The organism is Campylobacter coli (genome assembly GCA_039516895.1).
Lineage (GTDB): Bacteria > Campylobacterota > Campylobacteria > Campylobacterales > Campylobacteraceae > Campylobacter_D > Campylobacter_D coli_B.
Map to the genome: position 1 here is coordinate 861,619 of CP154437.1, position 23,216 is coordinate 884,834.

The 23,216-nt window shown below is 30.3% G+C and carries 21 protein-coding genes and 1 tRNA gene; 14 read left to right on the plus strand and 8 right to left on the minus strand.

What is annotated here, in order from left to right; genetic code table 11:
* Window positions 1–2: 2 nt before the first annotated feature.
* Together AAID94_04290 and AAID94_04295 are read right to left on the minus strand one after the other, a co-directional pair.
* Window positions 3–731, minus strand: a complete 729-nt coding sequence (locus AAID94_04290) for an amino acid ABC transporter ATP-binding protein (protein ID XAK24738.1) — start codon at window positions 729–731, stop codon at window positions 3–5.
* A complete protein-coding gene (locus AAID94_04295; GenBank protein XAK24739.1) occupies window positions 724–1,467 on the minus strand; it encodes an amino acid ABC transporter permease in 744 nt (247 codons plus the stop codon). The genes AAID94_04290 and AAID94_04295 overlap by 8 nt, the downstream gene beginning before the upstream one ends.
* 110 nt (window positions 1,468–1,577) lie before the next feature.
* Here AAID94_04295 and AAID94_04300 point away from each other — a divergent pair, with 110 nt between their 5' ends.
* Together AAID94_04300 and AAID94_04305 are read left to right on the plus strand one after the other, a co-directional pair.
* Entirely contained in the window at window positions 1,578–1,718 is a 141-nt protein-coding gene (locus tag AAID94_04300; protein ID XAK24740.1) for a hypothetical protein, read from the plus strand.
* Complete coding sequence (locus tag AAID94_04305) at window positions 1,711–2,280, plus strand: DJ-1 family glyoxalase III (GenBank protein ID XAK24741.1); 570 nt, start codon at window positions 1,711–1,713, stop codon at window positions 2,278–2,280. The genes AAID94_04300 and AAID94_04305 overlap by 8 nt, the downstream gene beginning before the upstream one ends.
* A gap of 36 nt (window positions 2,281–2,316) precedes the next feature.
* On the opposite strand, the gene AAID94_04310 is transcribed toward AAID94_04305, so the two are convergent.
* On the minus strand, window positions 2,317–2,682 hold the full coding sequence (locus AAID94_04310) for a histidine triad nucleotide-binding protein (GenBank protein ID XAK24742.1): 366 nt from the start codon (window positions 2,680–2,682) through the stop codon (window positions 2,317–2,319).
* Window positions 2,683–2,802: 120 nt separating this feature from the next.
* Here AAID94_04310 and pheS point away from each other — a divergent pair, with 120 nt between their 5' ends.
* From pheS to AAID94_04365, 11 genes are all read left to right on the plus strand, one after another.
* Window positions 2,803–3,795, plus strand: a complete 993-nt coding sequence (gene pheS, locus AAID94_04315) for a phenylalanine--tRNA ligase subunit alpha (protein ID XAK24743.1) — start codon at window positions 2,803–2,805, stop codon at window positions 3,793–3,795.
* Entirely contained in the window at window positions 3,792–6,113 is a 2,322-nt protein-coding gene (gene pheT / locus AAID94_04320; GenBank protein ID XAK24744.1) for a phenylalanine--tRNA ligase subunit beta, read from the plus strand. Before pheS ends, pheT begins: the two co-directional genes overlap by 4 nt.
* Complete coding sequence (gene aroA, locus AAID94_04325) at window positions 6,110–7,390, plus strand: 3-phosphoshikimate 1-carboxyvinyltransferase (protein XAK24745.1); 1,281 nt, start codon at window positions 6,110–6,112, stop codon at window positions 7,388–7,390. Before pheT ends, aroA begins: the two co-directional genes overlap by 4 nt.
* Entirely contained in the window at window positions 7,380–8,210 is an 831-nt protein-coding gene (locus tag AAID94_04330) for a 4-hydroxy-3-methylbut-2-enyl diphosphate reductase (protein ID XAK24746.1), read from the plus strand. The genes aroA and AAID94_04330 overlap by 11 nt, the downstream gene beginning before the upstream one ends.
* 139 nt (window positions 8,211–8,349) lie before the next feature.
* Window positions 8,350–10,020 (plus strand): 30S ribosomal protein S1, encoded by a 1,671-nt coding sequence (locus AAID94_04335; protein ID XAK24747.1) that lies wholly within the window; start codon window positions 8,350–8,352, stop codon window positions 10,018–10,020.
* 2 nt (window positions 10,021–10,022) lie between these two features.
* Window positions 10,023–10,511, plus strand: coding sequence for a hypothetical protein (locus AAID94_04340; protein ID XAK24748.1), 489 nt, complete (start codon window positions 10,023–10,025; stop codon window positions 10,509–10,511).
* The gene (gene serA / locus AAID94_04345) at window positions 10,508–12,091 is read left to right on the plus strand and encodes a phosphoglycerate dehydrogenase (protein ID XAK24749.1); all 1,584 of its coding nucleotides are present in this window, start codon (window positions 10,508–10,510) and stop codon (window positions 12,089–12,091) included. Before AAID94_04340 ends, serA begins: the two co-directional genes overlap by 4 nt.
* Window positions 12,078–12,740: a response regulator transcription factor gene (locus tag AAID94_04350; GenBank protein ID XAK24780.1), complete on the plus strand. Its 663-nt coding sequence runs from the start codon at window positions 12,078–12,080 to the stop codon at window positions 12,738–12,740. Before serA ends, AAID94_04350 begins: the two co-directional genes overlap by 14 nt.
* Complete coding sequence (locus AAID94_04355) at window positions 12,734–14,017, plus strand: HAMP domain-containing sensor histidine kinase (GenBank protein ID XAK23102.1); 1,284 nt, start codon at window positions 12,734–12,736, stop codon at window positions 14,015–14,017. Before AAID94_04350 ends, AAID94_04355 begins: the two co-directional genes overlap by 7 nt.
* Before the next feature lie 8 nt (window positions 14,018–14,025).
* Complete coding sequence (gene abc-f, locus AAID94_04360) at window positions 14,026–15,960, plus strand: ABC-F type ribosomal protection protein (protein XAK23103.1); 1,935 nt, start codon at window positions 14,026–14,028, stop codon at window positions 15,958–15,960.
* Between the two features lie 71 nt (window positions 15,961–16,031).
* A tRNA-Gly gene (locus AAID94_04365) sits at window positions 16,032–16,106 on the plus strand.
* Between the two features lie 117 nt (window positions 16,107–16,223).
* Here the strand turns inward: AAID94_04365 and AAID94_04370 are convergent.
* Together AAID94_04370 and murA are read right to left on the minus strand one after the other, a co-directional pair.
* Window positions 16,224–17,390, minus strand: coding sequence for a molybdopterin molybdotransferase MoeA (locus tag AAID94_04370; GenBank protein ID XAK23104.1), 1,167 nt, complete (start codon window positions 17,388–17,390; stop codon window positions 16,224–16,226).
* Complete coding sequence (murA, locus tag AAID94_04375; GenBank protein ID XAK23105.1) at window positions 17,387–18,643, minus strand: UDP-N-acetylglucosamine 1-carboxyvinyltransferase; 1,257 nt, start codon at window positions 18,641–18,643, stop codon at window positions 17,387–17,389. Before murA ends, AAID94_04370 begins: the two co-directional genes overlap by 4 nt.
* Window positions 18,644–18,833: 190 nt before the next feature.
* Between murA and AAID94_04380 the strand changes: the two genes are divergently transcribed.
* Window positions 18,834–19,694: a DMT family transporter gene (locus tag AAID94_04380; protein XAK23106.1), complete on the plus strand. Its 861-nt coding sequence runs from the start codon at window positions 18,834–18,836 to the stop codon at window positions 19,692–19,694.
* Here the strand turns inward: AAID94_04380 and AAID94_04385 are convergent.
* Genes AAID94_04385 through AAID94_04395 form a run of 3 tightly spaced genes read right to left on the minus strand, consistent with a single transcriptional unit; the run spans window position 19,691 to window position 23,098 of the window.
* The gene (locus AAID94_04385; GenBank protein ID XAK23107.1) at window positions 19,691–20,269 is read right to left on the minus strand and encodes an aminodeoxychorismate/anthranilate synthase component II; all 579 of its coding nucleotides are present in this window, start codon (window positions 20,267–20,269) and stop codon (window positions 19,691–19,693) included. The genes AAID94_04380 and AAID94_04385 overlap by 4 nt on opposite strands.
* Window positions 20,266–22,044 (minus strand): bifunctional anthranilate synthase component I family protein/aminotransferase class IV, encoded by a 1,779-nt coding sequence (locus tag AAID94_04390; GenBank protein ID XAK23108.1) that lies wholly within the window; start codon window positions 22,042–22,044, stop codon window positions 20,266–20,268. Before AAID94_04390 ends, AAID94_04385 begins: the two co-directional genes overlap by 4 nt.
* Entirely contained in the window at window positions 22,034–23,098 is a 1,065-nt protein-coding gene (locus AAID94_04395) for a tyrosine-type recombinase/integrase (protein XAK23109.1), read from the minus strand. Before AAID94_04395 ends, AAID94_04390 begins: the two co-directional genes overlap by 11 nt.
* Window positions 23,099–23,216 lie beyond the last annotated feature (118 nt).

A 23,216-nucleotide genomic window follows, 5' to 3' on the forward strand; every position in this document is an offset into this window, starting at 1 on the left:
TTTTAGTGATTTAAAACTTTATTTAAAAATTCCTTTAATCTTTCGTTTTTAGGATTTTCAAATACTTCTTTAGGGCTTGCATCTACTGCAAGCTCTCCTTTATCCATGAAAAAAATACGATTAGCGACATTTCTAGCAAAACCCATTTCATGAGTAACTACTATCATAGTAAGTCCTTCAGCAGCCAAATCTTTCATAATACTTAAAACCTCTCCTATCATTTCAGGATCAAGTGCTGAAGTGGGCTCATCAAATAAAATCACATCAGGATTCATCATCAAGCTTCTTGCTATGGCAATGCGTTGTTTTTGGCCGCCTGAAAGTTTGTGTGGCATTACTTCTTTTTTATCGGATAATCCCACCTTTTTAAGTAAAATTTCAGCTTTTTTTATAGCTTCATCTTCATTTAAAATTCCTGTTTTTACAGGAGCTAAGCATAAATTTTGTAATACATTTTTATTGGCAAAAAGATTAAAATGCTGAAATACCATACTCACTTTTTGGCGAATTTTGTTAATATCAATTTGTTCATTTAAAATATTACAACCATTGATAAGAATTTCTCCGCTATCTGCAAGTTCTAGGCGGTTGATACAACGCAAAAAAGTACTTTTTCCGCCCCCGCTTGGACCTATGATGGATATAATATCACCTTTGGAAATTTTTGTACTGATGTTTTTAATAACTTCTAAATTTCCATATTTTTTACTTAAATTTCTAATCTCAATCATTTTTGCTCATCCTTAACTCAAGTTTTTTAGCAAAATAACTAAAAATTTTTACACTCACATAATACACAAGCCCTGTAAAAATAAGAGGTTTTGGATTATATAATACCGCTTGAAGACTTTGACTTTGCATAGTAATGTCAATAACACTTATAAATCCAACCACAGAGGTTTCTTTAAATAAAGAAATAAATTCATTGGCTAAAGCAGGTAAAATATTTTTAGTCGCTTGGGGCAATATAATTTCTTTCATCGAAGTTTTATAATCAAGTCCCATAGCACGCGCTGCTTCCATTTGTCCTTTATCAACACTATTAATCCCGCTTCTTACGATTTCTGCTATATAAGCAGAACTATTAAGTCCTAGTGCAAATATTGCAGCATAAAGATTATCGATAAAAGTAAAAATTACAAAAGCAAAAATCATAAGTTGCAATATAACAGGAGTTCCTCTTATAATATCAATATATTCATCTATGATAAAATTTAAAACTTTTATTTTTGAAAAACGTAAGATAGCAAGACTAAAACCAATAACCACGCCAATAATTGCTGAGCAAGCAGTAAGTAAAAGAGTGATAAAATAACTTTTTATGTAAGCTTGTGCGTTTGGAGTATATCCGTAATTTATAGTCCCATCAGCTTCTTTGATTTGTAAAATTTCAATAGGAAAAGAAAAATATCCCCAAAAAAGAATGATGGCGAAAAATACAAATATTCTTACATTTTTTTGATTCAAAACATAACCTTTATTTAAAAATTTTTAACTTAAATTCTATAAAATTATCGTTTGATTTTTCTTTAAAGATTTGCAATAATATGCTAGAATTTTTAAAAAGGTTTCGCGATATGATAGTTTTGGATTTTGTTTTAATCATAGCTTTTGTGCTTTTTATGATATTTTTGATAGTGGGATTTAACTATCAAATGAATGAAAAAGCTAGAATTCGAGAAGAAAAATTTAAAAACAAGGAGAGAAAAAATGAGTAAAAAAGTATTAATTCCTTTAGCTCAAGGATTTGAAGAAGCTGAATTTATAGGTATAGCAGATGTATTAAAAAGAGCTGCGGAACTAAGTGGAAATTTAGAAGTTATTATCGCTTCTTTGGATAATGAACTTTTAGTAAAGGGTGCAAATGGGATCAGTATAAAAGCAGATTGTTCTTTAGAAGCTGTAGATACTAAAAATCTTGATGCAATAGCTTTAGCTGGAGGTTTTGATGGTATGAATAATCTTAAAAATTCAAATGAAATTTTAAGCATTATTAAAAAACTACATAGCGAAGGTAAGATTGTTTCTGCAATTTGTGCTTCTCCTATAGTATTAAATGCTGCTGGAGTTTTAGAAGGTGAGTTTACTTGCTACCCAAGTTGCGAAGCAGGTCTTAAAGGAAATAGAGTTAATAAAGCTGTAGTTGTAAATAAAAATGTTATTACAAGTGCAGGTCCTGCAACAGCTATTTTATTTGGACTAGAGCTTGCAAAGCATTTGTGTGGCGATGAAATTTATAATTCATTATATGAAGGTTTACTTATCCCTTTAACAAAATAAGCATTTTTTATGATAGTGCAAAAACACTATCATAAATTAAAATAAAGCTTGAGGATTTTCATTCTCATCTTTTTCTTTAGGAAGTTTAAAGCCGCCTAGCATATGAAAATGCAAATGAAAAACTTCTTGACCGCTATTTTTACCACAATTTGTTACTAAGCGATATCCACTTTTATCCACTCCTAAAAGTACAGCTAACTCTTGTATAAAACTTGTCATTTTTTCCATAAGTTTAGGATCAAATTCTTGAAAGTCTTTGAAATGTTTTTTTGGGATAATAAGTATATGAATCGGTGCCTTAGGAGCTATATCATGAAAAGCTAAAAAATCATTATTTTCAAGTACTTTATTACAAGGAATTTTTCCTTCAACAATGAGTTCAAAAACAGTTTTTTCTTTCATTATTTATCCTTCTTTAGTGTTAATTTTATACAATTATATCTTTAAAGTTTAGTTTTTATGCTGAATTTAAAATAGTTTTTAATAAAATTAAAACTAAAAATAACTTATTAAGGTAGAAAATTGCAAAATTTTATCGAACAAATTCAACAATGTAAAAGTTTAAACGACTTAGAAGCTCTTAGGGTTGCCGTTCTTGGAAAAAAGGGTATCTTAACGGAGAGTTTTGCAAAGCTAAAAAATCTAGCAGGCGAAGAGAAAAAAGAATTTGCTGCTAAATTAAATTCTCAAAAAGATGCTTTTAATGAGGCTTATTTGTTAAAATTTAAAGCTTTGGAGAATCTAGCTTTAGAAGAAAAAATGAAACAAGATGCGCTTGATTTTAATTATTTTGATGAAAGTCCTACAAATGGTGCTTTACATCCTGTTATGAGTACTATGGATAGAATTATAGAATATTTTGTGAGTTTAAATTTTAGTATAGAAAAAGGTCCTTTAATAGAAGATGATTTTCACAATTTTGAAGCTCTAAATTTGCCAAAATCTCACCCAGCAAGAGATATGCAAGATACTTTTTATTTTGATGATAAAAGACTTCTAAGAACCCAAACTTCTCCTGTGCAAATTCGCACCATGCTTGCGCAAAAACCTCCTATTAGAATGATAGCTCCAGGTGCGGTTTTTAGAAGAGATTTTGATATCACTCATACTCCTATGTTTCATCAAGTAGAGGGACTTGTAGTAGAAGAGGGACAAAGGGTAAGTTTTGCAAATTTAAAAAGTATTTTGGAGGACTTTTTGCGTTATATGTTTGGGGATGTAAAAGTACGTTTCCGTCCTAGCTTTTTCCCATTTACAGAACCATCAGCAGAAGTTGATATTTCGTGCGTATTTTGCAAGGGTTGTGGATGTAGGGTTTGTAAGCAAACAGGTTGGCTTGAGGTTTTAGGATGTGGGGTTGTAGATCCTAATGTATTTAATTTTGTAGGTTATAAAGATGTAAGTGGCTATGCTTTTGGTCTTGGTGTAGAACGCTTTGCAATGCTTTTACATCAAATTCCTGATCTAAGATCTTTATTTGAAGGCGATTTAAGACTATTGGAGCAATTTAGATGATAATTACTAAAAGTTGGTTAAGCGATTGGTTAGATTTCGAAGATAAAAGTTTAGATGATATAGCACATACATTAAATTCTATAGGTATAGAAGTAGATAGAATTTGCACCTTAAAAGTGCCAGATAAAATCGTAGTGGGTTTTGTAAAAGAAAAAATAAAGCATGAAAATTCTGACAAATTGAGTATTTGTCAAGTCGATGTTGGAAGTGAAATTTTGCAAATAGTTTGCGGAGCTCAAAATGTCGCACAAGGACAATTTGTCGCAGTAGCTTTAAAAGGTGCTTTAATGCCAAATGGTATGGAGATTAAAGAAGCTAAATTGCGCGGAGTGGATTCTTGTGGCATGCTTTGTTCTAGCACAGAATTGGGTTTTGAAAAAATCAATGATGGCATCATGCTTTTAGATGATAGCATAGGGGAGTTAGAGCTTGGAAAAGCTTTAAATTCTTATGAAATTTTTAATGATGGCTTGATCGAGGTTGAATTAACTCCAAATAGAGGAGATTGTCTTAGTATTTATGGTATAGCACGCGATTTAGCAGTGGCTTTAAATTTAAACCTAAAAGAAAAACCACCTTTCAAAGAAGGGGAGAATGTTTTAGGTATAGGTCGTATTTTACGCTTGAGTGCTGAAAAAGAATTAAACAGTCTTTATAATTACAGAGCTATAGAATTAAAAGAAAAAATTCAAACGAATTTACTCATTAGTTTAAGATTAGCACAGGTAGAAAATTTTGGAAAAAATCCTATAGAAAATTTATTAAATTATGCAACGCACTCTACAGGTGTGCTTTTTAATGCTTATGATCTAAATTCTATTTGCAAAGAGAACGAAGAATTTACTTTCAATTTAGTCAAAGAAATACATGGCGAAACCAAAATTTCTTGCCAAGATGAACTTCTTAGCGTGAGTGGAATTTATCAAGAGGAGAAATTTAAGTGCAAGGAAGATTCTAAGATAATTATCATTGAGGCAAATTATACGGATCCAATGATTATTGCAGATGCTAAAATGTCCTATAAAAAGCAAGATGAGCAAACTATTTATAGAAGTTTTAGAGGTAGTGAACCTAAATTAAATTTAGGTATGGATTTTTTATTAAGTGTTTTAGAAAAAAATCCAGATTTGATTATTTACAGCTCCTCACAGCAAGTTATAACAAGCAAGGAATTACCTAATATACCAATCAGTATTGAAAGTATTAGCAAGACCATAGGGCAAGAAGTGGACAAAGATGAAGTTTTAAAAATTCTTAAAAAATTAGGTTTTGAGCTTATAATTTCTGCTGATGGACTTGTCAATGTTAAAGCTCCAATGCATCGTCCTGATATAAAAAATTTAGCTGATATTTGCGAAGAAGTAGTGCGTATCATAGGTATTGATAATATTGCTTCAAAAGGTTTGGAATTTGTAGAAAAAAATCGTTTAAATTCCACTTATAAAAATTATAAAGAGCTAGTAGAGCTAAGAAAAAAAGCAGTAGCTAATGGATATTTTGAAAGTTTGCATTATGTTTTGGACAATGAAGAAGAGTTAAAATCCCTTGGTTTTAATCCTATAAAATTAAAACTTATCAATCCAATTACTGCAGAGTTAAACACTCTAAGAACAACGCTTTTAAACCACCTTCTAAACGCAGCAAGTTTAAATGCAAAAAATTCTAAAAAAATCATTAAACTTTTTGAACTTGGGGTAGTTTTTGGAAGCAATAATGAAGAATTAAATCATATAGCTTTTGTGCATTCAGGCTATAAAGAAGAGCCTAAAATTTCGAATAAAGCAAAACCTGAATTAGCTAATTTTTATGATTTTCTTTTAGATCTTAAAAATATCATAGGAGATTTTAAATTAAAAGCTTCAAAACATGATATTTTAAGTCCTTATGAGCAAGCTGATATTTATTTAAAAGATTTAAAAATAGGTTTTGCAGGTCGCTTGCATTTAAAAATAGAAAATGAAAGAGATTTGCTAAAAACATATATTTGCGAACTTGATTTAAATTTAATTAAACAGCATTTTAAATTGGCTAAACCTTATTCTAAATTTCCAAGCATTAGCAGAGATCTTAGCATACTCATACCTAAGGGTTTTGAATACGAAAAAATTAAAAATTGCATAGAGGAATTAGATTTAGAAAATTTGGAAAATTTCCGCTTAGTTGATTTGTATAGCGACGCAAGCCTTGAAAATTCTTATAGCTTAACTCTTAAATTTGTTTTTAGAGATATGAATAAAACTTTAGAAGAGGCTCAAGTTGCAGAACATATGGATAAAATTTTGCAAAGCTTTAAAGAAATGGGGCTTGAATTAAGATGAAGATAAATGCTTTAAAATCCTTTAATACCGAAATTTCTGATATAGCAGCAGATAAAAGCATATCTCATCGTTTTGCTATTTTTTCGCTTTTAACCCAAGGTGAAAATAGAGCCAAAAATTATCTTTTAGCTGAAGATACTTTAAATACTCTTAAAATAATAGAAAATTTAGGAGCCAAAGTCAAACGAGAAGGTTCTAATGTAAGCATTACGCCACCTAGCGTGATACTTTCTCCTAATTGTGTTTTAGAATGTGGAAATTCAGGTACTGCAATGCGCTTAATGATAGGATTTTTAGCAGGTGTTTCAGGCTTTTTTGTTTTAAGCGGTGATAAATATCTTAATAATCGTCCTATGAAAAGAATTTGCAAACCCTTAAGTGAAATTGGTGCGAAAATTTACGGCAGAGAACAGGCAAATTTAGCTCCACTTTGCATAGAGGGACAAAAATTAAAAGCTTTTGATTATAAAAGTGAAATTTCTTCAGCTCAAGTTAAAACAGCTATGATTTTATCGGCTTTTAGAGCAGATAAAACTTCCAAATTTAGCGAAATATCTTTAAGCAGAAACCACAGCGAAAATATGTTAAAAGCTATGAATGCACCTTTAAAAATCAGTGAAGATAATTTAAGTCTTGAAATCTCTCCTTTAAATCAAGCTTTAAAAGCTCAAGATATTCTTATACCTAACGATCCTTCTTCGGCTTTTTATTTTGCTTTAGCTGCGATTATTTTGCCTAATTCTAAAGTAGTTTTAAAAAATATTTTACTCAATCCTACACGTATTGAAGCTTACAAAATTTTGCAAAAAATGGGTGCAAAACTTGAAATAAAAATTACACAAAATGATTTTGAAACCATAGGCGAAATTCATGCAAGCTCAAGCGAGTTAAAAGCGGTAGAAGTTAAAGAAAATATAGCTTGGCTTATAGATGAAGCACCTGCTTTAGCCATAGCATTTGCCTTAGCAAAAGGTAAATCTAAACTCATTAATGCCAAAGAACTTCGAGTAAAAGAAAGCGATAGAATTGCTGCTACGGTTGAAAATTTAAAACTTTGTGGAGTAAATGCTAAAGAACTTGAAGACGGTTTTGAAATCGAAGGCTCTCAAATCAAAAAAGCTAAGATAAAAAGCTATGGAGATCACCGTATTGCTATGAGTTTTGCGATTTTGGGCTTACTTTGTGGAATGGAAATTGATGAAGGTGAATGCATTAAAACTTCTTTCCCTAATTTTATGGATATTCTTGCAAAAATAGGAGCTAGAATTGATTATTGAATTAGCTAAAAATTATGGCTTTTGTTTTGGTGTAAAAAGAGCAATTAAAAAAGCCGAACAAATTAAAGACGCAGCGACCATAGGACCGCTTATCCATAACAATGAAGAAATTTCTCGTTTGCAAAAAAATTTCAATGTTAAAACCTTAGAAAATATAAGGGCTTTAAGCGATGAAAAAAAGGCTATTATAAGGACGCATGGAATCACCAAGCAAGATTTAGAAGAACTTAAAAAGAAAGATATTGAAATTTTTGATGCAACTTGCCCTTTTGTAACCAAACCACAACAAATTTGCGAACAAATGAGTGCTGAAGGTTATGATGTAGTGATTTTTGGCGATGAAAATCATCCCGAAGTTAAGGGTGTAAGAAGTTATGTGACTACAAAAGCTTATGTGGTTTTGGATAAAAAAGAACTCGAAGATATTAAATTGCCTAATAAAATTGCAGTTGTTAGCCAAACGACTAAAAAACCTGAGCATTTTATGGAAATAGTCAATTTTTTAATTCTTAAGGTTAAAGAGGTAAGAGTTTTTAATACAATTTGCGATGCAACTTTTAAAAATCAAGATGCCATCAAAGAACTTTCGGTTAAAAGTGATGTGATGATAGTTGTTGGAGGTAAAAATTCAGCCAATACCAAGCAACTTTTTTTAATAGCTAAGGCAAATTGCGAAGACAGCTATCTTATCGAAACTGAAGAAGAATTGCAAAAAGAATGGTTTTTAAATAAAACGCATTGCGGAATTAGCGCTGGGGCTAGTACACCTGATTGGATTATTAAAAAAGTTATAGCTAAAATAGAATCATTTAAGTGCTAAAATCGTGATATTTTATTTTTTTAAAAAGTAAATAAAACTACAATTTAAAAAAAAATAATAAAAATTAAAATTCTTAACACTAATTAAAGAAAAATAAGGTAAAATCAGTCAAATTTTAATTTTTTTCAAAAGGACCATGATGAGCGAGGTGAACAAAAAAGTTCAAAACAATTTAGAGGACTATCTTGAAGATGAAGACTTTGGTCAGCTTTTAGAAGCTTTTGACAAGTCAAGAGAAGAAACTATAACCGAAGGCGTAATCGTAGAGATTAAAAATGATGAAGTCTATGTAGATATAGGTAGAAAATCAGAAGGTATTTTAGCATTAAATGAAATTCAAGATGAGAATGCTAATTTGTTATTTAAAGTAGGTGATAGCATTAAAGTTGCTGTTATAGGCTCTCGTGGTGGTAGATCTTTACTTTCTCACAAAAAAGCTTTAAGAAAAGAAAAAGTTATCGAATTTATTCAAAATTATAAAGAAGATGATGAGTATATTTTTGAAGTAAAAGTAGTGGGAAAAAATAAAGGCGGACTTGTTGTCGTAAATGATGATGATGTAGAATTTTTCTTACCAAAGTCACAATACGGCTTTAAAGAAAATAATAATATTATAGGTAAAACCTTTAAAGTTAAAATCATCAAAGTTGATAAAGAGGAACAAAGCATTATTGTATCCAGAAAGAAAACTTTAGATGATGAAAGAAAAAAACGCAAGGAGCTTATTAATAATATCGCTCAGCAAGAAGGACTTATCGAAGGTGTTGTGAAAAAAATTACAACTTATGGTATGTTTGTTGATGTGGGTGGCGTTGATGGACTTGTTCATTACAGCGAAATTTCATACAAAGGACCTGTAAATCCTAGTATCTTATACAAAGAAGGAGATAAAGTTCCTGTTAAAGTAGTAAAATACGACAAAGATCGCAAACATTTATCCCTTTCTATCAAAGCAGCCTTACCTGATCCTTGGGGAGAGATTAAAGATAGCTTAGAAGTGGGCGATACTATCAAAGTTATTGTTTCAAATATAGAGCCATATGGTGCTTTTGTTGATCTTGGTAACGATATAGAAGGATTTTTGCATATCAGTGAAATTTCTTGGGATAAAAATATAAAAAATCCAAAAGATTACATAAGCAAGGGTCAAGAAATTGATGTTGAAGTGATTGAAATCAATTCAGACGAAAGACGCTTAAGAGTATCTTTGAGAAATTTACTTTCTAAACCTTTTGATGAATTTATGAAAAGTCATAAAATCGGCGATGTGATAGAAGGAGAAGTAACTTCAACGACTTCTTTTGGTGCTTTTGTGAAAATTGGTTCTGTAGAAGGTCTTTTGCATAATGAAGATGCATCTTGGGATAGAAATGAAAAATGTAAAGATAAATTTAACAATGGTGATATTATCAAAGTTAAGATTATCAAAATCGACGAAGAAGGGCAAAAAATTTCTTTAAGTATCAAAGAACTTAGTGAATCCCCTGTTCAAGAATATGCCAAAAATCATAAAGTAGGTGATATTGTTAAAGGAAAAATCAGAGATATTAAAGATTTTGGTGTATTTGTAGAGCTAAATAAAAATGTGGATGCACTTATCCATAAAGAAGATATTAGTGCTTCAACTCTTGAGAATTTAAAAATCGGTGATGAGATTGAAGCAGCAATTGCATTCATTGATGAAAAGAAAAATAGAATTCGCCTAAGTGTTAAAAATTTGGTTAAAATTAAAGAGCGAGAAGTATTGAATGAAATCAACAATGATGATAAAGTAACTTTAGGTGATATCATTAAAGATCAGTTAGCTTAATGATGAAAAAATATGCAACTATAAGCATTTTGAGTATTTTATTGCTCATTTTGCTTATTGTCGTTTTTGTACTGCTTTGGAAATTTAAAGCAAATTCTAATTTTATTCCCGAATTTGCTAAAGATACAAATACACATCAGATTGAGAAAAAACAAACCCGAGAACTCAGTTGGCAAGAAGAATTAGCTAAATGGCCTAGTAAAGATTTTACTCCTGCTGTGGAGCAATTTACACTACATTTTGATGCAGATACTAGCGAACTTAAAGAAAAAAATAAATACTATCAGCTTGTTGTTAGCAAGTATGATATTTACTCCATGTTTTGTTTAAGACAGACTTTGAATTCTTTTAATGTGAAGTATTTTTTATTAAAATCCGGAGAAAGTCCTGAAATCTTTATAGATACAGGCAATAAAAATTTAATTGATGATATCATCAAAGAACTAAAAAAATATAAAATCCATACAGAAGCGAAGGAGATTTGGTTATGAAAAAAAAGATTATTGTTTGTGATGCAATTTTAGATAAAGGTGTAGAGCTTTTAAGAAAAGCTGAGGATATTGAGCTTATAGAAGCTGCTAAAGTTCCGAAAAATGAGTTAATGGATATGCTTGCAGATGTAGAAGTTGCTATTACTAGAAGTTCTACTGATGTGGATGCAAATTTTTTAAACCATGCTAAAAAACTCAAAGCTCTTATACGCGCAGGAGTAGGAGTGGATAATGTTGATATCCCTGAATGCTCTAAGCGTGGCGTTATAGTAATGAATGTCCCAACTGCTAATACTATTGCTGCAGTAGAGCTTACTATGGCACATCTTTTAAGTTCTGCTAGAAGCTTTGTTAATGCGCATAATTTTTTAAAGAATGAAAGAAAATGGGAAAGAGAAAAATGGTATGGCGTAGAACTTATGGGTAAAACCTTGGGTGTTATCGGTTTTGGTAATATAGGTTCGCGTGTAGCCATCCGCGCTAAAGCTTTTGGTATGAAAATTTTAGCTTATGATCCATATATTTCAGCTTCTAAAATCACAGACTTAGATATGGAGCAAGCAAAAAGCTTAGATGAAATTCTTACTCAAAGCGATTTTATCACTATTCATACACCAAAAACCAAAGAAACTAATGGTATGATTGGCATAAATGAAATTGCAAAAATGAAAGATGGCATAAGACTTATTAATTGCGCTCGTGGAGGTTTATATACAGAAGAGGCTTTATGTGAGGGCTTAAAAAGTGGTAAAATAGCTTGGCTTGGTATCGATGTTTTTGAAAAAGAGCCTGCTACTAATCATCCTCTTTTAGATTTTGAAAATGTTTCAGTAACTTCTCATCTTGGTGCAAACACTCTAGAAAGTCAAGATAATATTGCAAGAGAAGCTTGTGAACAAGCTCTCAGCGCAGCTAGAGGCGTAGCATACCCTAATGCTCTTAATCTACCGATTAAAACCGAGGATTTACCGCCTTTTGTAGCACCTTATATAGAACTTGTTTCGAAGATGGCATTTTTAGCAGTTCAAATCGATAAAAATCCTATAAAAAGTATTAAACTAGAAGCAGAAGGAGTAATAGGTGAATATGCTACTTCAATGCTTACTTTTGCTGCTGTAGGAGCTTTAAGTGGAATTTTAGGTGAAAAAATAAATTATGTTAATGCTGAATTTGTTGCAAAAGAAAAAGGCGTGGACTTATCTTGCGAAACTCTTCCAAATAGTGGTTATAACAACAAACTTAGTGTTAAAATCATCACAGAAAATTCAAATATCAATGTTTCAGGAACTGTATTTAACGAAAATGAACAACGCATAGTTGGATTAAATGGCTTCCAAACTGATTTTAAACCAAAAGGAAAAATGATCATTTTCAAAAATAAAGATATCCCAGGGGTTATTGCTAAAATCAGCTCTGTCTTAGCATCTAAAAATATCAATATTGCTGATTTTAGATTGGGTAGAGATGGTTTTGGATATGCTTTAGCAGTGGTATTAATCGATGAAAAAGTGCAAAAAGAAGTTTTAGAAGAATTAAGACAATTAGAGGCGTGTATATTTGTACAATATGTCGAAATCTAAAATTCTTATCATAGAAGATGATACAGATTTAAATGATTTGCTTAGTTTGAGGCTTAAGGCTTGTGATTATCAAATTTTTTCCTTGCTAGATTTTAAAGAAGTTGAAGATTTGCTCGATAATGAGCAAATCGATCTTTTGATAGTTGATAGAAATCTTCCAAGTGGAGATTCTTTGGATAAGATTAAAGAGCTAAGAAAGCAGGGCTATAAAGAAGCGGTGATTTTTCTAACCGCTAAAACCCTGCATCAAGACTTGCTTGAAGGTTTTGAAAGCGGTTGTGATGATTATATGTGCAAGCCTTTTGATTTTAATGAATTATTGCTTCGCATTAAAGCCATCTTAAAGCGTCATAAAAGAGAAGAAGAGAGATTGGTTTTTAAAGATTTCTCTTTGGATTTAATCAATTATGAATTTTTCTATAAAAATGAAAAACTAGATATTTCAAATTTAGAATATGAGCTTTTAAAATGCTTTTTTGAAAATCCCAATGCTTTGTTAACACGACAATTTTTAAGCGAAAGCGTATGGAAAGATGACACTACAAGCGATAAAACAATCAATATAGCATTAACAAGACTAAGAAACAAATTCCCAAAGCTTAAAGAGTATATTATAAGCGTTAGAGGTATTGGTTATAAGATATGCTAAAAACTAAAAATATTTTTATAGCTTTTTTTGTTCTACTAATTTTATCTTTTGGTGTGATTTTTTACACACTTACAAATTCTTATTTGAATTTTTTACTCTTAAAGCAATACGAACAAAAAATCAAAAGCCTTGATGATGTTTTAAAATTTTCACTTTTAAAACATTTAAATTCTGATAATATCAAAGAATTCGCACAAGATACAAGGGCGGATTTTATTATTTTGAAAGATGATTTTGAGATTTCTTCTGTTTTAAATGCGGATTTATTTTTAAATTTAAAAGAAAATACAATTTATGATTTAAACTCTAAAAGAATTCTTGTAAAAAATTTTACCTATAAAGACTATAAATATATGATCATTGTTTATCCAAGATTTTTGAATTTGCAAAATTTTTGGTTAAAAATAAGCATAAGCTTTGGGCTTTATTTTATGCTTGTTTTTATTTTGGTGTTTTTTATGGGAAGAAAACTAGCAAAAAGTTTTAAAAAAATTTTAGAATTTTTAAATTTTATCAATGATTCAAAATCTGTTATTTTAGAAGATAGCATTTTTAAAGAGCTCAATTTGCTAAATAAAAAACTTTTAAAAACAAAAGAGAAAATCTTAAAAAATACTCAAAAAAATAAAAAACAAAGCGACAAGATTGCTCTTAAAAATACTCAATTAGCAAGTGTTATTTCTGCTATTTCTCATGAGTTAAAAAATCCCTTAAGTGTAATTGAACTTAGTTTAGAAATGCTTAAGGATGAGAATTTAAAAGATGAAAAACTCAAAAAAGAATTATTAGAAAAAATTTCACGCCAAAGTCTAAAGCTAAATGCTTTAACACATAAACTTAATTTCGTTTTTAATCTCAACCACGAAGCTTTACAAATGCAAGAATTTGATCTTTTTGCTTTGTGTGAAAAAATTGTTAAAAACCCAGGTTTTGAAAGAGTGATTTTACGCGGAAAAAGCACTAAGGTAAAAGCTGATGAGTTTTTAATCGAACAAGTGATTATCAACTTACTTTCCAATGCCTTAAAATACAGCCAAAAAGAAGTTATTTTAATTGCACAAGATCAAAAGATTAGTGTTTTGGATTTTGGCAAGGGTATAGAAGAGGATCAATTAAAGCTTATTACGAAAAAATTTTATAAAATTAATACCAAAAGTGATAATTCTTTCGGACTTGGACTCTTTTTAGTAAAAAAAATTTTAAGTATACACAAAAGCTATTTAGAAATTTCTAGCACTGTATCGCAGGGTTCTAAATTCAGTTTTAAACTTTACTAAGGAAAAAAATGGCACTTATTGATTTAATCGACGCTTCAAAAAAATTTGGAGAAAAAATTGTTTTAAATGAGGCAAATTTTAGCGCCAATGAAGGCGAAAAAATAGCCATCATAGGAAAAAATGGAGAAGGAAAATCAAGTCTTTTAAAAGCGCTTTTAGGCACTTTAACTTTAGATAGCGGCAGAGTAGTAAGGCAAAATGGAAAAAGCATAGCCATGCTTTCACAAACTGTTGATTTTAATGCAAATTTAAGTGTCAAAGAAGCCATAAAAATCGAACTTGAAGAAATTTATAATACTTTAAAAGAATATGAAGCATTGCAAAGCAAACTCGAAAAAGAGCCTACGAATAAAGATTATTTAAAACAAATAGATGATTCAATTGCTCTAATTGATAGCAAAGATGCTTGGAATATCGAAGCTAAAATCACGCGCGTTTTAAAAGAATTTAGCCTATTAGATTACTCTGATCGTTTGGTTTGCACTCTAAGTGGTGGTGAAATTCGTAGGGTAGGTCTTTGTATACTTTTGCTCAAAAATCCTGATATTTTATTGCTTGATGAGCCTACAAACCATCTTGATGTTTATATGACAAGCTTTTTAGAGGATTTGTTAAAAAATTCAAAGATGTGCGTGATTTTTATCTCGCATGATAGGTATTTCATAGATGCAATTGCACATAGATGCGTAGAAGTTGATCAAGGCAAACTCAGTGTATTTAAGGGTGGTTATGCGAATTATTTAGAGAAAAAAACTCAAATTCTAGAAAGCTTAGCCAAAAGCCATGAAACGCTTTTAAAGCATTTAAAAAGCGAGGAAGAATGGCTTAGAAGAGGTGTTAAAGCAAGACTTAAAAGAAATGAAGGACGCAAAGAGCGTATTTTTAAAATGCGTGAAGAAGCTAAAAAAAATCCTGGTGCCATCAAGCGTTTAAAGCTTGAAATTTCAAGAGCAGCTTTAAATTTTACAGGAGAAAAAATTCCTAATCGCAAAAAAATGCTTTTTGAGCTTAAAAATGTAAGTAAAAATTTAGGAGAAAAAGCTCTTTTTACAGATTTTTCAAGTCGTATTTTACAAGGTGAACGCATTGCCATAGTAGGAAAAAATGGCTGCGGAAAGTCTACTTTTTTAAAAATACTTTTAGGTGAGTTAAAACAAGATAGCGGAGAGATCAAGCGTGGAGAGATCAAGATAGGATATTTTGATCAAGCTAGAAGTCTTGTAAATTCAGATAAAACCTTGCTTGAAATTTTCTGTCCTAATGGAGGTGATAGAGTTGAAGTGCGTGGAAAAAATATGCATGTTTATGGATATTTAAAAAATTTCTTATTTCCTAAAGAATTTTTAGATAAAAGTGTTTCTGTTTTAAGTGGTGGAGAAAAAAATCGCGTCGCCTTAGCTTTGCTTTTTACAGAAGAATATGATGTTTTAATCCTAGATGAGCCTACAAATGATCTTGATATAGCGACTATTAATATTTTAGAAGAATATTTACTTAGCTTTGAAGGAGCCATTTTGCTAGTATCTCATGATAGATATTTTGTAGATAAAATCGCTACTAAACTTTATGCTTTTGAAAGTGGTGCTAAGATCAATATTTTACACACCCTTTATACTGAATACCTTGAAAATGAAAAAGAAATGCAAGAATTTGATGATTATATTTCAGGCCTTGATTTACAACAAGAGCAAACTCACACACAAAAAGAAAAAAATAGTAAAAAGCTAAGCTATAAAGAAAATGAAATTTTAAAAAATCATCCCGAAAAAATAGAAATTCTTGAAAAACAAATTTCCAAATTAAATGATGATCTTTCAAATCCAAGTGTATATCAAGAAATAGGCATAAATACTCTTTATAAAGAGCTAGAGCAAGCACAAAAAGAATTAGAAAAACTAGAAAGTGAGTATTTTGAAGTTTTAGAAAAAAGCGAAAATCTATAAATTTTTATAAATAAAACATAAAAATTTATTGACAAAAATTATTAAATTTTATTATAATTTGACTTCAAATTGCGGGAATAGCTCAGGGGTAGAGCACAACCTTGCCAAGGTTGGGGTCGCGAGTTCGAATCTCGTTTCCCGCTCCATACTTCATATTGCAAATTTATTCTTATATATTTTTGTTTCCATTTGTTTAAAACATCTTCTAAGATAAATCAAATTTTTAAAAAGAATGCTATTAATAAACTTATAAAAAATTATATTTAAAGCTTAAAAAGCATGATTTTCTCATCTTTTTGAAATTCTGCTTTTTCTTCTTCACTGATGAGTAAAAATTCGCTTTGAATCAGAGGCAGTATCATTCCTGAACCAAATTTATTATCATTAAAAGGATAAAAAATACCCTTTTCTAAATTTCCTAAGATAAGATTATTTCTTCCACTTTTTACTTTTAAATCACTCCCCATGATAGCTTGAATTTGTAAAGAATTTTCTAAATTCCCACAAAGTAAGGCGATGATTTTTCTAGCAAAGATAAAAGCAGAAAGATAAGCTGCCATAGGATTTCCTGGTAAAATCAATACTAAAGTTTTATCTTTTTGATAAAGCTTAGTTGGTCTTGCAGGGCGTGCTTTTAAACCCTTAAAAAGTGGAGCAAAGCCTAATTCATTTAAAGCCTTTTCCATAAAATCAGCTTCTCCTACACTCGCACCGCCTGAAGTGATTAAAAGATCAAAATTAGCATTTTCTAAAGCTTTTTTAGTTGTATTAAAATCATCTTTAATAATACCAAGATAACTTGTAGCACAATCTTCAAATAAAGCAAGCAAAGGCAAAGCATTGGCATTATAAATATTTTCCTCATCACAATCTTGCCAAGGTTCTTTTAACTCATCTCCGCTTGAAAAAATTCCGATACGAATTTTTCTTACAACTTCTATTTTATAAAGCCCTTGAGAGGAGAGCAGGGCGATATGTCTAGCATTAAGCCTTGTGCCTTTTTTTAACAAAGGCTCATCTTTTTTTAATTCTTCGCCCTTATAACGATAAGCGTTGTATTGTTTAGGTGGCTTTTTGATGATAAGTTTGCCTTCTTCTATGCATTCATCTTCTATCATTAAAATAGTATCGGCATTTTTAGGCATTTTTGCACCTGTCATGATCTTAAAACACTCATTTTTATAGATCTCATAAGTGTTTTTATCTCCAGCTAAAATCGTGCCTTTTATATCTAAAGCTTGATTTATATCCGCATAATTAAAAGCATAGCCATCAAGTGCGGCATTATCAAAGCTAGGTAAATTTTTTACAGCATAGAGATCTTTAGCCAAAACCCTATCTTTAGCTTCTTCAAGACTGATTAATTCAAATTCATTAAGAGCTGTAATTTGATCTTGTAAATGCGCTAAAGTTTGAAAAATATTTTTCATTCTTCAAGCCTTGTGATTTTAGCACCTAAGGCTTTAAATTTTTCTTCTAATTTTTCATAACCACGATCAAGATGATAAATTCTATGTATCCTGCTTGTACCCTTAGCTACAAGTGCTGCTAAAATCAAAGCCGAAGAAGCACGCAAATCTGTGGCCATAACATCTGCAGCATTTAATTCTTTACCGCCCACTATAGTAGCAATATGCCCATTTAATTTAATATCCGCACCCATTCTTAAAAGCTCGCTTACATGCATAAAGCGGTTTTCAAAAAGTCTTTCATCGATAATGCTTGTACCCTTTGCCATTAAGGCTAAAGCCATAAATTGTGCTTGCATATCGGTTGGAAAACCAGGATATTCGCTAGTCATGATCTCTGTAGCTTTAATTTCTTTTACAGGAAATAAAGTGATATTATCATTATCTACTGAAGTTTCAAAACCCATTTGATGGAGTTTTGTTAAAACCGCTCCTAAATGCTCGGCATTTACTTTTTTAAGTGTGATTTTAGAATTTGTAATAGCTCCTGCACACAAATAAGTTCCTGCTTCAATCCTATCAGGAATCACGCTAAATTCTTTAAAATCCAAAAGTTCTTTATCTGTTCCATAAATTTCAAGCTCATCTGTACCTATGCCTTTTATATCAAGTCCAGCATTAGCTAAAACTTCGCAAAGCTGTACGACTTCAGGCTCTTTAGCAACATTTACAAGCTTAGTTTTTCCCTTAGCTAAGGCTGCTGCCATAATGATATTTTCGCTGCCTGTAACAGTGATTTTATCAAAAAGAATTTGAGCTCCTTTTAAATTCCCGCTTGCTACGACATAACCTTGTTTTATTTCTATATTTGCGCCCATTTTTTCTAAAGCACTTAGGTGCAAATCAATAGGTCTTTGTCCTATGGCACATCCTCCAGGCAATGAAACTTCACAATGATTAAAACGAGCAAGTAAAGGCCCTAAAGTAAGGATAGAAGCACGCATTTTGCGCACGATATCATATTTAGCCACGGTTTTATCAAGTGTTGTTGTATTTAAATATGCGGTATTTTCTTTAAAATCAGTTTTTGCGCCTAAATTTTCAAGCAAGGAAATGAGTGTTTTGATATCTGCAACATTAGGAACATTATTTATTTTAACCTCATTTTTTGCAAGTATACTAGAAGCAATTAGGGGCAAAGCGGCATTTTTTGCACCACTTATTGTAACTTCACCTTGAAGTTTTTGGGAGCCTTGTATCTCTAAATAAGTCATTATAATAAACCTTATTTTAAATTTCAAAGCTTAATTATACCTTTTTAAACTTTGTAAAAGTTTATTACTTGGGCTTTTCATTTTGAAATTTACAATTTATTTAGAGTTTAAATTTTTTCATGTTTGGTTATTTTATTGTATTATTTTAAAATTAAAAAATCATACATATTTTATTTTTCAAGGCAATATCATGGGTGTTTTTTTAGTTTTACTGGGTGGAATTTTTTGGGCTATAAGCGGAGTTTTAGCTGAGTATTTATTTAAAAATAATTATGGGGTAGATTGGGTAAGTTTTTATAGATTGTTTTGCACAGGTATAGTGCTTATTTTGTATAGCTTAAAGAAAATAAAAATATTTCAATTTAAAAAAGATGAGCTTTTATCCTTTTTAATTTTTGCTTTCTTTGGTTTATTGATGACTCAATATGGATATTTTAAAGCTATTTTTTATACCGATGCAGGTACTGCTACCATGATACAATACTGTGCTCCTTTGCTTATCATGATTTATGTATGTTTAAAAGATAAAAAAATGCCTAAAATTTTTGAAAGTATGGCTTTAATTTTTATAATTCTAGCTCTATTTTTGCTTGCAAGCGGTGGAGATATAAGCAATTTAAACCTAAATTTATGGGGAATTTTTTGGGCCATTTTAGGAGCTTTTGGGGTTGCTTTTTATTCTTTAGGTGCAAGAAAAATCATTGCAAAATATGGAATTTTCTTTGTTATGGGTTGGTCTAGTTTAATCGCTTCTTTTATACTTTTTGGGATACTTGAATTTAAAGAAGGCTTAGTGCATTATGATTTTGCTCTTAATTTGTATTTAGCCCAAGCAGGTATAATATTTATAGGAACTATAGGGGCTTTTTGTCTATATCTTAAAGGGGTTGAATACATAGGAGCTTTAAGAGCAAGCATGATAGCATGTATCGAGCCTGTAGCAGCTGCTTTTATGAGCTTTTTATTTTTAGGAACAAGATACAGCTTTTTAGATCTTTTTGCCTTTGCCTTGATTATCTTAAGCGTGATTTTAAATGCCAAGAAAAGTTAAATTTTCATAAAATTTTTAAGTAATTTTTTGCCATTTTGGCTTAAAATTGCTTCAGGATGAAATTGCACCCCATAAATCTCATATTTTTTATGCTTGATTGCCATGATGATATTTTCATCATTTAAGGCTAAAATTTCACAACTTTTTGGCATTTTGCTAATATGCAAAGAATGATACAAACAAATTTTACTTTTATTTTCAATACCTTTAAAAAGCAGGCTTTTTTTAGCATTTTTCTTAAGATGCAATCTTGAAATTTTACCTTGCATAGGGTAGGGCATCGGAGTAATTTTTCCGCCAAAAACCTCGCCTATACACTGATGTCCCAAACAAATTCCTAGTATTTTTTTATCTTTTTTAAAGTATTGAATTGCTTTTAAACTTAATTTTGATTCAGCAGGAGAATTTGGACCTGGGGAGATGATAAGGTGAGAAAAATCAAAGCGAGTTAAATCTTTGGCTTTTTTAAATTCATCATTTTTTATAATTTTACATTGATAACCCAATTCTTTAAGATAAAAAACTATAGTATAGCTGAAAGAATCGTAATTATCTATGAGTAAAATTTTTTTCATTTTAGACTCACTTTTTGCAATCCTCTAACCGAATTGATACAATAAATCTCATCTGCATTTAACAAATCCTCTTTAAAAAGTCTTTTTTCTTTTATAAGTCCTAAATCAAGCAAAAATTGCCTATAAATTCCATTTAAAAGCCCACTTTGCAGAGTAGGGGTGTAAAAGACTTTATCTTTTTTAATGATGATATTACTTCTTGAGCCCTCGCATAATTCATTTTTTTCATTAAAAAAAGCTATATCAAAGCATTGATTTTCTTTCCATAAAAAAGCTTTTTCATCATAAATTTGCCTTAAAGAACTCTTATGGTATAAAAAATCACTTTGTGAATTTAAGGATTTATCACTTAAAAGTAAGATGTTATTATCACTTGTTTTGATATGATTTTCTAAGATGGTATAACTGCCATCTTTTTGCAAGATAAGTTTAAAAATAGCCTGTTTGTGATGACTTTTAATGGTGCTTGGATAAAAAAAGCTATGATTTTTATGAAAAAGTTTTTCATTTAAAGCTTGGATATTAAAATTTTTAAATTCTTTTAAATTGGATTTGCAATTTAACACTTCTTGAAAATCTTTAATGAGTTTTTCTGTGTTAAAATTTAATTTTAAAGCAGAATTTAAAATTCTTTGTAAATGTTCTTTAAAAAATAAAATTTTACCCTTTTTATAATACATAGTTTCAAAAAGATAAAAGTCCTTAGGCATTAAAAATTGAGTTTTTAACTCCAATTCTTTAAATTCTTCCTCAAGCTTAGAATCCCACACCAAGCCACTTCCCACGCTATATTGATAATCTTGTTTTTTCTCAAGAGTGCGTATAGCGACGCTAAATTTGCTTTTATTTTTATGGATATAACCTATAGCACCGCAATAAATTCCACGCTTTCTTGCTTCAAGTTCTTCTATAAGTTTTATGGTTTCAAGTTTAGGAGCTCCTGTGATCGAACCGCATGGAAATAAAGCTTTGAAAATTTGAAAATAATCAATATCTTTTTTAAGCTTGCCTTTTATAATGGAAGTCATTTGATGCAAAGTAGGGTAGCTTTGAATTTTAAAAAGCTTTGTTTTTATGCTATTTTTAACGATAAGTTTTGAAAGATCGTTTCTTAAAAGATCGACTATCATTACATTTTCGCTTAAATTTTTAACATCTTTTTGCAAAAAAAGTTTGTTTTTCTTATCTTGATTTAAATCCTTAGATCTTGCACTCGTGCCTTTCATGGGTTGGGTGATTATTTTTCTTTTATGGGTTTTAAAAAATAATTCAGGAGAAAAGGAAAGAATTTCGCGTCCTTCGTCTTTGATATACGCTTTAAATTCAGTATCTTGTCTTTTGGATAAAAGATTAAACAAGGAAAATCCATCAAGCAAGCTATCAAAATGAAAACTTTGGGTGAGATTGACCTGATAGCTTCGTCCTTTTGATATAGCGGATTTTACTTGCAAAAAGTTTTTTTCATAGTTTTTAAAATCTAAATGATTTTTAAAAATAGGCATAAAATTTTCTTCATCAATACTCATCGTAGTGAAGTTTTTTCTTTTTTTATAAGCATAAAAGCTCAAATAAGCCTCTTTGCTAGTGAAGTTTTTATCTTGTAAGTATTTATAAAATTCATAATCTACAAGAGTTAAAAAATAATATTTATCTTTATGTTTTTGCACAAATTTAAAGTATTTTTTGCTTTGTTTTTTATTATAAGCTTTAAGAACAAATTTTAAGTCATAATAAAAATATTTACCAAAAATGGCAAATTTTGTTTCAGCGCTCACTTAATTCCTTTGCTACTTGTGCAGCAAGCTTTAATTTATCATTGTCAAAATGTGTATAAATTCTTGAAGTATTTAAACTTGCATGCCCTAAAGCTTCTTGCACCAAAACCAAATCTTTTTGTTTTTTATAGAGTAGGGTGGCAAAAGTATGACGAAGCATATGAGCGCCGTTTTTTTGCTTGCGAATTCCTGCGCGAAATAAAATTTGCTCTACAATACGACTTACATAAGCTTGTGTTAAAGCCTTTCCATTGCGATTGACAAAAAGTAAGCCATCTTCACTTAAATAATTAACCCTTACATCCTTTAATAAATGCTCGATCAATTCTTTTTTTATCATCACAACGCGGTATTTATTTCCTTTGGCGCGAATTCTTATAATGTAAAGTTCGTTTTCTTCGCTAATATCCTTGAGTTTGATATTGATAGCCTCGCTTACGCGGATTCCTGTAAAAATAATGATTTTTATAATGAGCTTGTTGCGTATGGTATTGTTTTTAAAATCTGAATTTTCTATGGCTTCAAGGAATTTTTTTAACTCATCTTCGTTCATAAATTCAGGCAGTTTTGCCCCTTTATTTCCTGTAATACCTCCCCAATTTTTAAGTACAATATCAAAAATATGCGCCTTTTCATCCTCTTCATTTTGCTTATCTAAAAAGTCAAAAAAATTAATCACTGCAATGCGGTAATTTTTTTTACTCGCATCTGATAAAGCTCCGGTAATGCTTGCTAAAACTTCTACTATAAGCTCTTCATCTATTTGTTTTAAGGAGTGTAATTTATAAAAATTAAGATATTCAAAGACTTTTTTTAAGGGATTAAAATAAGTATTAACACCATTTAAGCCCGCATTTCTTGCTTTTTTAGCCAAAGCATCAAGCTCTTCTATATTTTTAACACCCTTTGTGAGTGCAAAATTAACCTCTGCTAGGGCTTTTGGATTTTTAAGTTCTTTATTGGAAAGAGAGTTGAGTTTAAATTTGACATATTTTGCAAGCCAAAATAAAAAAGACTTTTCAAAATTTTCTTCACAATCTAAAGGATATTTCATAAAAACTTTTCCTAAAATCTTATAATTTTTGTTTTTAATCAATTTTAACTAAAAAAGGTATTTTAGTATCAACTTAGTAAAAAAAGCTTTTCTAGCTCATTTTAACTTTAAAAAATAA

Excerpts from the sequence above, each read along its gene's own strand:
- AAID94_04290 (XAK24738.1), bottom strand. The coding sequence starts at position 731 with ATGATTGAGATTAGAAATTTAAGTAAAAAATATGGAAATTTAGAAGTT.
- AAID94_04300 (XAK24740.1), top strand. The coding sequence starts at position 1,578 with ATGATAGTTTTGGATTTTGTTTTAATCATAGCTTTTGTGCTTTTTATG.
- AAID94_04305 (XAK24741.1), top strand. The coding sequence starts at position 1,711 with ATGAGTAAAAAAGTATTAATTCCTTTAGCTCAAGGATTTGAAGAAGCT.
- AAID94_04310 (XAK24742.1), bottom strand. The coding sequence starts at position 2,682 with ATGAAAGAAAAAACTGTTTTTGAACTCATTGTTGAAGGAAAAATTCCT.
- pheT (XAK24744.1), top strand. The coding sequence starts at position 3,792 with ATGATAATTACTAAAAGTTGGTTAAGCGATTGGTTAGATTTCGAAGAT.
- aroA (XAK24745.1), top strand. The coding sequence starts at position 6,110 with ATGAAGATAAATGCTTTAAAATCCTTTAATACCGAAATTTCTGATATA.
- AAID94_04335 (XAK24747.1), top strand. The coding sequence starts at position 8,350 with ATGAGCGAGGTGAACAAAAAAGTTCAAAACAATTTAGAGGACTATCTT.
- AAID94_04340 (XAK24748.1), top strand. The coding sequence starts at position 10,023 with ATGAAAAAATATGCAACTATAAGCATTTTGAGTATTTTATTGCTCATT.
- serA (XAK24749.1), top strand. The coding sequence starts at position 10,508 with ATGAAAAAAAAGATTATTGTTTGTGATGCAATTTTAGATAAAGGTGTA.
- AAID94_04350 (XAK24780.1), top strand. The coding sequence starts at position 12,078 with ATGTCGAAATCTAAAATTCTTATCATAGAAGATGATACAGATTTAAAT.
- AAID94_04355 (XAK23102.1), top strand. The coding sequence starts at position 12,734 with ATGCTAAAAACTAAAAATATTTTTATAGCTTTTTTTGTTCTACTAATT.
- abc-f (XAK23103.1), top strand. The coding sequence starts at position 14,026 with ATGGCACTTATTGATTTAATCGACGCTTCAAAAAAATTTGGAGAAAAA.
- AAID94_04370 (XAK23104.1), bottom strand. The coding sequence starts at position 17,390 with ATGAAAAATATTTTTCAAACTTTAGCGCATTTACAAGATCAAATTACA.
- murA (XAK23105.1), bottom strand. The coding sequence starts at position 18,643 with ATGACTTATTTAGAGATACAAGGCTCCCAAAAACTTCAAGGTGAAGTT.
- AAID94_04380 (XAK23106.1), top strand. The coding sequence starts at position 18,834 with ATGGGTGTTTTTTTAGTTTTACTGGGTGGAATTTTTTGGGCTATAAGC.
- AAID94_04385 (XAK23107.1), bottom strand. The coding sequence starts at position 20,269 with ATGAAAAAAATTTTACTCATAGATAATTACGATTCTTTCAGCTATACT.
- AAID94_04395 (XAK23109.1), bottom strand. The coding sequence starts at position 23,098 with ATGAAATATCCTTTAGATTGTGAAGAAAATTTTGAAAAGTCTTTTTTA.